Genomic DNA, 10940 nt, shown 5'->3' on the forward strand with positions numbered 1-10940 from the left:
GCGCGAGACAAAGGCACCCCGAGGTGCCAAATGCCGCCCCACCTTAACCCTTGGATTTTTCCCGCACGCCCGTACCAACGCCAAGACCAGGCAACCACCTACCCAAAAGAGGGTAAATCGTACCCGTTCTGCGCGAGATAACTTGCACTGTCAATTAAACGATGACGAATGCGGGCGGCATCCAAATGTGAGCAGGAAAGTTATCATTGTCATTATTTTAATTGTTACTTGGCAGGTTAATTGGCAATAAAATTACCCAATCCGCTGCGACAACCCCACGAAATATCAGAATTCATTAGATTCTTGTTTTTCCGCCGGGGGACGACCCAGCATATTTAGAATATCGGGTCGAATACTAGCGATAATGCAACTATGAGGAGAACCTCAGCGCACCGCCAGAATGACCCCCTATCCTTAAGGATAGGAAATCCCCCCGGATTCTGAAACCAAGCCTACGCTTGTCCAGTGGCGCGCACAACACACCGCGATCAGAAAGCGGTCTTGCCGATCGAGGCGCCGCCATCGACATGCAGCGTCTGTCCCGTGATGAAGCCAGCCTCCTCGGATAGCAGAAAGGCGATGGCCGCGGCGATTTCGTCGGGTGTCGCGAAACGGCCCATGGGGACGCCGGCGAGATAGCGGCGCTCCCCCTCGCCGCCCGGAGGATTGTTGGCGCGGAACAGCTCCGTTTCCGTGGGGCCGGGAGAGACCGCGTTCACCGTGATGCCGGTCGTGGCGAGTTCCAGCGCCCAGCCCCGGCTGAAACTGACAAGGGCGGCTTTGGCCGCGGCGTAGGCCGTGCGCTCGACCGACCCCAGCACCGTCAGGCTGGAGATGTTGACAATGCGCCCCCAGCCCCGCTCCCGCATCCCGGGCAGCAACGCCTGCACGGTTTGAAGCGCGGGGTGCAGGTTGACCCGCATGACCTCATCGAGAGTGGCCAGGTCGACCGCGCCGAGCGGTTGCGGGCGGACCAGGCCGACGTTGTTGACGACACCATCGACGCGAAGGCGGGTACAGAGGTCGGCCAGCACGTCGCCGGTCGCGCGCCCATCCGCCAGGTCAACGGGAATGAGCGTGCCGGGGAAGGCGGGCGCCGCCCCCCGCGCCAGGCCGACGACCGTATGACCCTTTCGGGCCAGGCGATGGGCCAGCGCCAGCCCGATACCCTTGCTGGCGCCGGTGATGAGAAAGGTCCGAGACATGGGGCAAACCTCCGTGACGGGGACACGGCCATTGGCGTGGCCAGGGGGTGGTTAGAAGGGGGCGATCAGGCGGGGGAGATTAGGCGACGGTGGCGCGGCGTAGCGCCGGCAGCATGTCCTCGGGTTCGGGCCGGCGGGTGTAGTCGGGGTTCACCTCGGCGTAGAGGATCGTCCCGTCCGGCGCGATGACATAGCGGGCCGGCATCGGCAGCGTCCAGCTCTGGTCCCCATTGAAGGCGGGGAGGTCGTTCTTCAGGCTCTTGTAGAGGTCGACAAGGTAGCCGGGCAGGTCGAAGCGGAGGCCGAAGGCGGCGGCCACGTCGTTGTGCGTGTCGGACAGGATGGGGAAACCGAGCGCGTTCTGGCGGACGGACTTTCGGCTGTTCACCGGCAGTTGCGGAGAAATGGCGACCAGGCTGGCGCCCAGCGCCGCGAACGCCGGCAGGGCGGCCTGAAGCGCCTGCAGTTCCATATTGCAGTAGGGGCACCACACGCCGCGGTAGAAGCTCACCACCAGCGGCCCTTTGGTGAGCAACGCCGCCGAGGAGACGGGCCTGCCCTCGGGATCGTTCAGTGTGAAGCGGGGGGCCTGGTCGCCAGCCTTCAAGGCGCGGCTGGCGGCACCGCTGGCGATGAGTTCGGCGGTCGCGCGGTGCATGGTCTCGATCACCGACGGCGGCACGCTGTAGGGCGGCTTGCCGGCTTCGAAGTCCGCCTTGAAGGCGTCGAGCTTGGATTGAAGGGACATGCGATGTCTCCAACGGAAGGGGCAGGGCTTATTCCCCGCCGGAATTGCCGATCAGGCGGACGGCAGCAGCGCGTTGACGCGGGACAGGGCGCGCTGGATGGCGGGTCGCGCCGCGACGTCGGCGTACCAGCGCGCGACATGGGGGGTGTCCTCCAACCCGACGCCAGCGAACTCGCGCCGCCATAGCCAGCCGAAATGGGCGATGTCGGCGATGGTGAAGGCGTCGCCGGCGGCGTAGCGATGCCGGGACAGAACCCCGTCCAGCACGGACACGGTGCGTTTGGCCTCGCCCAGGAAGCGCTCGATCGCGATGGGCTGCGGCTCGGCCGCGAAGCGCTGGAAGAAGCCTGACTGGCCGAAGGCCGGACTCAGCCCCGAGGCATGGAAGAAGAGCTGCTCGAACACCCGCGCCCGGCCGTCGCCGGAGGCTGGCAACAAACGGCCGGTCTTCTCGGCCAGATGGACCAGGATGGCGGCGGACTCGGTCAGCACAAGATCGCCATCGACCAGCACCGGCACCTTGGCGTTCGGGTTCAGCGCGACGAAATCCGGCGCCTTCTGTTCGCCCTGGCGGACGTTGATGGCGTGCAACTCGTAATCAAGCCCCAGCTCCTCCAGCGCCATCGGCACCTTGATGCTGTTGGGCGTGGCGAAGGCGTAAACCTCAAGCATGGTGGTCTTCCTTGTGACGCAGCCCGGCGCGCAGGATGGGCGCGGCCAGCGCGAGCAGGGCTGGAACCGGGCTGCCGGTGATTTGAAAGGCGAGGATCCCGTCCAGCAGGGATGGCGCGACGGCGGTTCCCATCAGCCAGCGGACCATGATCTCGATCTCCTCGCCCCCTTCGGCCCATCCGAAGGCATGACCATGAGTGCCTCTTCCGTGCTCGACGGGGCAGCCAGCTCCGGGCGATAATGATCATTCCAAGGAGGAATGACGTGGACCGATATCAAGCGATGGCGACGTTCGTGCGCGTGGTGGAGACCGGCTCCTTCTCGGCGGCGGCACGGCAACTCAATGTCGGCCAGCCCGCCATCTCGAAGACGATCGCCCAATTGGAAGACCGGCTGCAGGTCAGCCTGCTGATCCGCTCGACCCATGGGCTGAGCCCGACCGAGGCGGGCCACCGCTTCTATGAGCGGGCCAAGGCCGCCATCCGGGAGGCCGATGAGGCGGACCTGGCCGCCCGTGGCGCGGGGGCGGGGTTGTCCGGCTGCCTGAGGGTTTCGGCGGCGACCACCTTCGCCCGCCTGCATATCGTGCCGATGCTGCCGCGCTTCCTGGAACGGCATCCCGAGCTTGAGATCGACGTGATCCTTGATGACCGCGTCATCGACCTGGTCGCGGAGGGCGTCGACGTATCGCTGCGGATGGGCGCGCTGCCCGATTCATCGGCGGTCGCGCGCAGGCTGGCGACCGGCCCGCGCTCCGTGTTGGCCACGCCGGCCTATCTGGCGCGCCGGGGGGAGCCGCAGGGCCCTGCCGACCTGGCGGGGCACGAGGCCGTGATCCACAGCCACTTGCCCACGGTGTGGTGCTTCACCCGCGACGGCACCGAAGCGTCGGTTTCCGTGCGCGGGCGCGTCAAGGTGAGTGCCGCCGAGGGGCAGCGGGCGGCGGTGCTGGCCGACATGGGGCTGACGATCGCCTCGGACTGGATGTTCGCGCCCGAACTCGCCAGCGGCGCGGTGCGCCGGGTGCTGCGGGACTGGACCCTGCCCGCGCTCGACCTGTGGGCGGTATTTCCCGGCGGCCGCATGGCCAGCGCCAAGGCGCGCGAATTCGCCCGCTTCGTGGAAGCGGTGATGGCCGCGCCCTATTCCGCGCTGGAATAAGCCATATCGCCCCGCGCCCTCGTCCGTCCCGCCCTGGGTTGGCCTAACTAATCCCTCACGCCGCCACTTCCGGACGGCTTGAGATCAAGGATCAGCATCATGGCCAAGTTCGAGACCTATCGCGACGCTTTCCCCAACGCCCGCCTCACCCGCAAGGACAATGGTGTCCTGGAAGTCGCCCTGCACACCGACGGCGGCAAGCTCGTCTTCAACGGGCATACGCATGAGCAGTTCGTGGAGCTGTTCCACCAGATCGGTGAGGACCGCGACAATCGCGCGGTGATCCTGACCGGCACGGGCGACGCCTTCATGGACATGATCAACCCCGAGGGCTTCGACTTCTTCACGCCCCAGGGCTACGACAAGATCCTGCGCGAGGGCCGCAAGGTGCTGTCCAACATCCTCGATATCGAGGTGCCCATGATCACGGCGCTGAACGGCCCGGTTCTGCTGCACAGTGAATACGCGCTGCTGACCGACATCATCCTGGCGACGCCGGAAACAGTGTTCCAGGACAAGCCGCACTTCGAATTCGGCATCGTGCCCGGCGACGGCATGCACCTGCTGTGGCCGCACGTCATCGGCTCGGTCCGGGGGCGCTACTTCCTGCTCACCCGCCAGGTGCTGGACGCCCAGACGGCGAAGGACTGGGGCGTCGTCAACGAGATCGTGCCGGCCGACCGCCTGCTCGCCCGCGCCCATGAGATCGCCGATGGCATCGCCGCGCTGCCGCCGCTGACCGGCCGCTACACCCGTATCGCGCTGACCCAGCAGCTTCGCCGCCTGATCGATGAAGGCACCGCCTACGGGCTGGCCCTCGAAGGCATCAGCGCCGCCGATGTGGCCCGCCGCATGGCCACCCAGGGCTGATACCAGAGGCACGAGATAGAGACTCGTGCCTCTGTAGCCCGCGACTGCGGGCGCTGCAGCGAGCACCGCCCAGTTCATGTAAAGGGGGACGCAGCGAGGAAGCCAAAGGGCGCGGATGCGCCCGCCGGCGCTTGAGGCGGCATTTGAGAGGTCACGATCAAATGCCGCGCGTATGAGATCGCGGCCGCCGCCCGGTCAGCGCCGGGCGGCGGTCCCCATCCCGTCCCAAGGCGCCCAGGCCGCCACAATCTCTGGGCGGGAAATTTAGTAGGTTTTGTTCGGAATACGATTAGCGGCTTCTCGCGCTCGCCAAATTCAGTTAATTTTCGGCGTCGTTTAAGGCCAAGGGGGCTCCCGGAATGACCGCCGCGCTGATCGCCCGCCCTCAGCCTACCCCATCCGGGGACTATTCCCAACCCGTTGAGGACCTGATGAAGAACGGTGTGGAGGCATGACCGCAGCCACGGACGCGAACACGGCGCCCCCCGCCGCGAAGCCGGGCCTGCGGGCCCGCTTCAAGGCCTGGCGCCGCCGCCATCGCTTGAACATATTCCTGGCCGTCCTGGTTCTGGCTTTCCTGGTCGTGGCCCTGGCTGACCGCATCTTCATCAACATTCCCGCCGGCTCGGTGGGCGTGTTGTGGCTGCGCTTGGCCGGCGGCACCCAGTTGGGGTTCCACTTCAATCCCGGCCTGAAGATCATCGCGCCCTGGGACCGCATCTACATCTACGACGTCCGCCTGCGCCGGCTGGACGAGACGGTGCAGGCCCTGACCCGGGATGGCCTGTCGGTCGACGTGCAACTGACCATCTCCTACTTCATCGACCGCGACCTGGTGGCCAACCTGCATGAAACGCTGGGCCCGCAGTTCGAGACGACCCTGATCCTGCCGACCATGAGTTCCGAGATCCGCAACGCCATGGCGGAGCTGCGGCCGGATGATCTGTACAGCATCAATCGCTCCATCCTGGAGCAGCGGGTGGCGACCCTGGTCCGCAATGAACTGACCCGCAGCCACCTGGACATGGGCGGCAACCGCCAGATGCTGAACATCCAGGACATCTTCATCCGGAACATCGCCCTGCCGCCAACCGTGCAGGCCAGCATCGAACAGAAGATCGCGGAAGAGCAGAACGCGCTCCGCTTCCAATTCGTGCTGGAGAAGGAACGGCTGGAAAGCGAGCGCAAGGCCATCGAGGCCCAGGGCGTGCGCCAGTTCCAGGAGATCGTGTCCAACGGCATTTCCGACCGCTACCTGCGCTGGAAAGGCATCGAGGCCACCCTGGCTCTCGCCAAATCGCCCAACGCCAAAGTGGTGGTCATTGGGTCGCAGAACGGCTTGCCGCTGATTCTCGACACCACGGATCGGGGCAGCGCCCTGCCGGCCGACCTGGTCGGGTCGGGGACGGAAGCCCCCCCCTCCAAGGGGCCGCGCGTCGGCACCGTGCCGGCGGCGCCGGGCAACGGCGGACCGGCGTCTGGAAAGGCGCTGGGCGATCCGCAGGAGGGCAGTCCCTGGCCGCCGCCCCTGCCCGATGGTGTCGCCCCGCTGGATGCCGCGCCGCGCACGCCCCCGTCCTCCAACCAAGGCCCGCCGCATCAACCGCCGCTCCCCGGCGGGGCCGCACCTGGTGGGAGCCAGGGGGCGGCACCGGCGCCCGCCTCGGCTCATCCCGCCGCCGCGGACGCGGTGGCGCCACAGCCGACGCCCCGGTCGCCGGCCCCCCACGCGCCGTGACTCCGGTGGCCCTCCGTCCCATGACCGTCCGCCGGCGCCTGGCGTTCCTGGCGGCCCTGTTCGCGGGCCTGGCCGTGATCGCCTGGCTGTTCCCCCAGGGAGTGGTCGCGCTGTACCGCCGAACGGTCGCCCCCGCCCCGGTGGTGGCCATTGCCGGCTTTCACGAAGCCTACGCCGGCTCCGAGGCCCTGCATGGCGTCACCAGGGCCCGCATCGGCGGTCGCGTCACGCTGGTGGCCGTCGGCGAAGGTGGCTTGGTCCTGACCAATTTCGGCGGCCGGGCATGGTCACGCCAGTACACCCCCATTCGCAGCGAGTTGTATGGCATCGCCAGCGGGCCCGGCGGTCTGGTGGCGGTCGGCTCCGGCGGTAGGGCCCTGCTGTCCACCGATGCCATCACCTGGCATGTCGAACAGACGGGGGTCGCCGGCACCTTGACGGCTGTCGCCGCGTCGCCCGACCGTTATGTCGCCTTGGGTGCGGCAGGCCTCGCGACCTCCGCCGATGGCCGGACCTGGACGGCGGTGGAACTGTCCGCCGACGTCAACCTGAAGGACGCCAACCTGAACGCCGTGACCTATGAGGCCGGCAGGTTCGTGGCGGTGGGCGAGGGCCTGTCCGCCACGTCCAGCGACGGCGTGGTTTGGACCCCCTGCCTCCTGGGCAACCGGGCGGTTCTGGATGCCGTCACCTATTCGCCCACGCTGGGCTTCGTGGCGGGCGGCAGCAATGGCGAATTGCTGCGCTCCAGCGACGGCTGTCATTGGCGCCAGTTGACTCCTGTTCCCGACATCACCATCCATGCGGTGCTGGCGACGGCGGAAGGCATCGCGGCAGCGGGCACGGGCGGGGTATTGGGCTTGGCCTGGCCGGGGAAGGCCTGGCAGGAATGGGCGTCGGATGCCCACTATGACGTGCGCGCCCTGGTCCGCACTGACGATCGCCTGGTCGCCGTGGGCACGGGCGGCGTCATCCTGTCATCGACCGACGGGCGGCGCTGGCGGGTGGAGCGCCCGTCCATCGGCCAGCCCGTCCTGGACGTTGTCTACAACGACGGCATCGGTTTCACGGCGGTGGGGGGCGGTGGCGCCATCCTGTCCTCCATCGACGGCCAGAACTGGATCCGCCGCACCCCACCTACCCATCACGGCCTGTGGGCTGTCACGCGGTTCGAAGGCGGCTTGGCCGCCGTGGGCGACCGGGGCCTGGTGTTGATGTCCCGGGACGGCGTGCTGTGGTCATCCCGTTTCAGCGGTACCAAGGCCGACTTGATGGGCGTGGCCGCCTACCAGCGACGCCTGGTGGCCGTCGGCCGCAACGGCACCCTGCTGACCTCGCCGGACGGTGACCTGTGGGAGACGCGGGCTGTGTCGGACCCGCTGCAGGCCGGGCAGCCCACCTCCTTGGCTCTGATGGCGGTCGCCGCCGCCCGCAGCTATGCCGTCGCCGTGGGCGAGAACGGGCTGATCGCCGTGTCGCGCGACGGTGTCGTATGGCGCACGCTGCCCCCGCTTACCCATCAGGACCTGCTGGCGGTGGTGACCGACGGCGACAGCGCTGTGGCCGTCGGGTCCGACGGCGTCGCCTTGCGTACCCTGGACGGCCAGACGTGGACCCGGGAAGAAACGGGCACGGACGAGAAACTGTGCGGTGTCACCCTCACCACCGCCGGCGTGCTGGCCACCGGCAGCGGCGGAACCATTGTCGCCTCACCGGGCCCCGGGCGCTGGATCGCCCGCCAATCGGGCACGCGCAGCACCCTCTGCGCCATCGCCCAGGGTCCGGGTCAGGTGGTCGCCATGGCCTATAGCGGCGTCAGCGCCCACTCAGAGGATGGAGGGGCCACGTGGCAGGCCGTGGCCCTGCCCATCAACGAGGGTTATTGGCTGGCCCAGGCCGACGGCCACGTCCTGGCGGCCAAGCCCGCCGTCAACCAAGGCCAGATCAGCGCCGTGTCGAGCAGCCCCATCGTCGCCATGGCGGCGCCGGTGACGGGTGATGGTTACTGGCTGCTGACCCGCGACGGCCATGTCCATGCCATTGGCAACGTGAAAGAATATGGCGAGGCCCACGATCTGTTGCCCGACCAGAAGGCGGTGGGCCTGGCGTCCAGCCCCTCCGGCCTGGGTTATCGCATCGCCCTGTCGGATGGCACTGTCCAATGCCACGGCGACGCGTCCTGCGATTTAGGCCCCGGCCCCGGGTCACCCACCGCCCCGGTCGGCGCCCCCGTGGTCGCGATCGCCACCAGCCCCATTGGCGAGGGCTACGCCCTGCTTCACGCTGATGGCTCGGTCCGCACCTTCGGCACCATGGCCCATCTGGGCGACGCCAGCGCCGCCGCCGTCGCGCTGGCCATCCGGCCGGCCGGCGATGGCTATTGGGTTTTGGCCACGGACGGCCATGTCGCCGGCCTCGGCGCGGCGCCAAGCTTCTCCGCCGGTGACATCCTGCCAGCGGCCAAACGGTCCAAGGCGCAGAGCCAGCGGCCCGTGGCATTGGCCTCCCTCGCGGATGGGGCCGGCGTCTGGGTGGCGCTCGCCGGTGGACGGGTGGTGGAGGTAAGGGCCGACCAGCAGACCAGCAATCCGTGAGGTGCGGGGCAGGTGCGGTGGCCCGCCTAGAGTGCGATCGCTTCAGATGGACTCATCTGAAGCGTGAAACGCACGACGGAACAAAAGCTTAGAGTTTCTCTGAAGCTTCAACGAAAGTCAGAAAAACTCTAAGGGCGGGCCACTGAAACGGAGCCGCGGAAGGGCCCCGGCGGAGAGGCCGAGAGGCCGCGCGTATCAGGCGGCCGGCTTGCTCTTGGCGGCCTTTTTGGCCTGCTTCGCCTTCTCCTTGGCCTCCTGCCGGGCCTGGCGGGCCAGTTTCTTGCCCGTCTCGAACTGCTCGGCGATGAAGTCCTTGAAGGTCAGCGTATCCAGGTCCAGCAACGACCCGCCATCCTCGTAATGGCGGACGAAGACCTTGCCCACGGCGTAGGTCATGGCGCCGGTGGCCACCGGCAAGCCGGCCAAGGCAACCGCCTCCCCCACGCCCGGCACCAGCTTCAGCAGGCTGACGGCGGCCATGCCACCGGCCAATCCGCTGAAGGTCCCGGCCAGCGAGGCCAACACCGACGTTCCCAGTTCCTTGCTGAACGGCTTGCCGTACAGCTGGGACAGCTTCTGCACCATGCGCAATTGAATGAGGGTGATGCCCGCCAGGTCCACTATGGGCAACGGCACCGCTGACAAGGCCATGGTGGCGACGACGTAATCCTTGATCTTGTTGTTGGCGAGCAGGGTCAGGGCCAGATCGCCGCGCACGGACTCGCCGGCGGCGTGGACCACCGCTGGGGTCGGGGCGACAGCCGCGCTTTCCACCATGCCACTCTCCCTCAGGTTCCATGAAAAAGTGCCCCCCGCCAAAGGACGGGGGGCACCGGACAACCATCCCGGCGCCGGACGGCGGCGCCGATCTGCCTTAAGCCGCAGCCGCCTCGGGCGCCGGTGCCGCCAGCTCCTTGGCCGACTTGCCGCGCGCCTGATTGAAGGTGCTGGTGAAGAAGTCGCGCGCCTTTGCCACTTCGAAGCTCAGCAGGTCGCCGCCGGTGGCGAAATGGTGCTGGAACACCTTGCCAACGGCGTACGTGAAGGCGGCACCGAAGGCCGGCTGGGTGGCGATGCGCAAGGCCAGGCCGGCAGCGGGGACGGCGTTGGACAGGGCCGTCACCAGACCGGAGCGGACGACACCACCGGTCAGCAGGGTGGGCGTGACACTGGCCAACAGCGAGGAGATGGCGGCCTTCCCCACGTCAGCGCGGAAATCCTTGCCGTACACGCCGGCGAGGTCATGGACCAGCTTCAGCTGCACGGCGATGAGCGCGGCGGTATCGACGAAGGAGAACGGGATGACGCCGGCAACGGCAGCCAGGTAGATATTGTGGCGGACCACGGTGTTGGCGTGGGCTTCCAGCGCCAGGGCGGTGGATTCCGGCGTGGTGGTCGCCGTCTCGGCCGGGGTCGCTTCGGCGTGAACAGCCTCGGCTTGGGCGGTGTCGGCGTGAGTGGTGTCGGCCGGGGCCGTCTCAGGGGTTTCGCTCATCGGTCGATACTCTCCAGGGGGGTGGTCGGGGTTCGGGCCGGCCGCGCTGGCGACCGGGGAAATGGGGGGGTGTCCAACGCAGCGGCCGGTTCGGCTGGCGGCTCGCCGGGGAAGCTGGACGGGTCAACGACGGGGGAACCGGTATCGCCACCGGCGCCGGCGGGGGGCGTGACACCGCGCGCCGGGCGCCGCCCGCGACCGCTGGAACCAGAGCGCTTGTCTGCCATCGTACCCTGTGCTCCCGTCAGCACCCGCAGGGGCAGGCCGCAATCGGCCAGGGGGTGGAACCGTCGATCACGATCCCTCCCAAAACACATCCCTATACTACGTTTAACAATTCCTGATATCCAGGACTTTAACGTTAGAGTTGTTGGAATCTTTGGTTAGACCCAATTCCGGTATTCCACCCGGGCAATGCCAGCGACGCGAACACGACCGGAATCCCAAGTCTTTGCTC

The 10940-nt window shown here is 67.6% G+C and carries 10 protein-coding genes; 4 read left to right on the plus strand and 6 right to left on the minus strand.

The window, feature by feature from the left end; translation table 11 throughout:
* Positions 1-488: 488 nt before the first annotated feature.
* From ULB03_RS01575 to ULB03_RS01590, 4 genes are all read right to left on the minus strand, one after another.
* A complete protein-coding gene (locus ULB03_RS01575) occupies positions 489-1205 on the minus strand; it encodes an SDR family oxidoreductase (RefSeq protein WP_322481568.1) in 717 nt (238 codons plus the stop codon).
* A 79-nt stretch (positions 1206-1284) separates the two neighbouring features.
* Positions 1285-1953 (minus strand): peroxiredoxin-like family protein, encoded by a 669-nt coding sequence (locus ULB03_RS01580; RefSeq protein WP_322481569.1) that lies wholly within the window; start codon positions 1951-1953, stop codon positions 1285-1287.
* Between the two features lie 51 nt (positions 1954-2004).
* Positions 2005-2625 (minus strand): glutathione S-transferase family protein, encoded by a 621-nt coding sequence (locus ULB03_RS01585; RefSeq protein ID WP_322481570.1) that lies wholly within the window; start codon positions 2623-2625, stop codon positions 2005-2007.
* The gene (locus ULB03_RS01590) at positions 2618-2773 is read right to left on the minus strand and encodes a hypothetical protein (protein ID WP_322481571.1); all 156 of its coding nucleotides are present in this window, start codon (positions 2771-2773) and stop codon (positions 2618-2620) included. The genes ULB03_RS01585 and ULB03_RS01590 overlap by 8 nt, the downstream gene beginning before the upstream one ends.
* 116 nt (positions 2774-2889) lie before the next feature.
* Here ULB03_RS01590 and ULB03_RS01595 point away from each other — a divergent pair, with 116 nt between their 5' ends.
* The 4 genes from ULB03_RS01595 to ULB03_RS01610 all read left to right on the plus strand — a co-directional run bounded on the left by ULB03_RS01595 (position 2890) and on the right by ULB03_RS01610 (position 8988).
* Positions 2890-3786 (plus strand): LysR family transcriptional regulator, encoded by an 897-nt coding sequence (locus ULB03_RS01595; RefSeq protein WP_322481572.1) that lies wholly within the window; start codon positions 2890-2892, stop codon positions 3784-3786.
* 99 nt (positions 3787-3885) lie between these two features.
* Positions 3886-4656, plus strand: a complete 771-nt coding sequence (locus tag ULB03_RS01600) for an enoyl-CoA hydratase/isomerase family protein (protein WP_322481573.1) — start codon at positions 3886-3888, stop codon at positions 4654-4656.
* Between the two features lie 451 nt (positions 4657-5107).
* Positions 5108-6394, plus strand: coding sequence for an SPFH domain-containing protein (locus ULB03_RS01605; RefSeq protein ID WP_322481574.1), 1287 nt, complete (start codon positions 5108-5110; stop codon positions 6392-6394).
* 20 nt (positions 6395-6414) lie between these two features.
* The gene (locus ULB03_RS01610) at positions 6415-8988 is read left to right on the plus strand and encodes a WD40/YVTN/BNR-like repeat-containing protein (RefSeq protein ID WP_322481575.1); all 2574 of its coding nucleotides are present in this window, start codon (positions 6415-6417) and stop codon (positions 8986-8988) included.
* 195 nt (positions 8989-9183) lie between these two features.
* Here the strand turns inward: ULB03_RS01610 and ULB03_RS01615 are convergent, their stop codons facing one another.
* Positions 9184-9765, minus strand: a complete 582-nt coding sequence (locus tag ULB03_RS01615; protein WP_322481576.1) for a YcjF family protein — start codon at positions 9763-9765, stop codon at positions 9184-9186.
* A gap of 97 nt (positions 9766-9862) precedes the next feature.
* Positions 9863-10483 (minus strand): YcjF family protein, encoded by a 621-nt coding sequence (locus ULB03_RS01620; protein WP_322481577.1) that lies wholly within the window; start codon positions 10481-10483, stop codon positions 9863-9865.
* Positions 10484-10940 lie beyond the last annotated feature (457 nt).

The sequence above is a fragment of the Nitrospirillum goiasense genome (assembly GCF_034427435.1).
In the GTDB taxonomy this organism is placed as follows: domain Bacteria; phylum Pseudomonadota; class Alphaproteobacteria; order Azospirillales; family Azospirillaceae; genus Nitrospirillum.

Excerpts from the sequence above, each read along its gene's own strand:
- ULB03_RS01575 (WP_322481568.1), bottom strand. The coding sequence starts at position 1,205 with ATGTCTCGGACCTTTCTCATCACCGGCGCCAGCAAGGGTATCGGGCTG.
- ULB03_RS01580 (WP_322481569.1), bottom strand. The coding sequence starts at position 1,953 with ATGTCCCTTCAATCCAAGCTCGACGCCTTCAAGGCGGACTTCGAAGCC.
- ULB03_RS01585 (WP_322481570.1), bottom strand. The coding sequence starts at position 2,625 with ATGCTTGAGGTTTACGCCTTCGCCACGCCCAACAGCATCAAGGTGCCG.
- ULB03_RS01590 (WP_322481571.1), bottom strand. The coding sequence starts at position 2,773 with ATGGTCCGCTGGCTGATGGGAACCGCCGTCGCGCCATCCCTGCTGGAC.
- ULB03_RS01600 (WP_322481573.1), top strand. The coding sequence starts at position 3,886 with ATGGCCAAGTTCGAGACCTATCGCGACGCTTTCCCCAACGCCCGCCTC.
- ULB03_RS01605 (WP_322481574.1), top strand. The coding sequence starts at position 5,108 with ATGACCGCAGCCACGGACGCGAACACGGCGCCCCCCGCCGCGAAGCCG.
- ULB03_RS01610 (WP_322481575.1), top strand. The coding sequence starts at position 6,415 with ATGACCGTCCGCCGGCGCCTGGCGTTCCTGGCGGCCCTGTTCGCGGGC.
- ULB03_RS01615 (WP_322481576.1), bottom strand. The coding sequence starts at position 9,765 with ATGGTGGAAAGCGCGGCTGTCGCCCCGACCCCAGCGGTGGTCCACGCC.
- ULB03_RS01620 (WP_322481577.1), bottom strand. The coding sequence starts at position 10,483 with ATGAGCGAAACCCCTGAGACGGCCCCGGCCGACACCACTCACGCCGAC.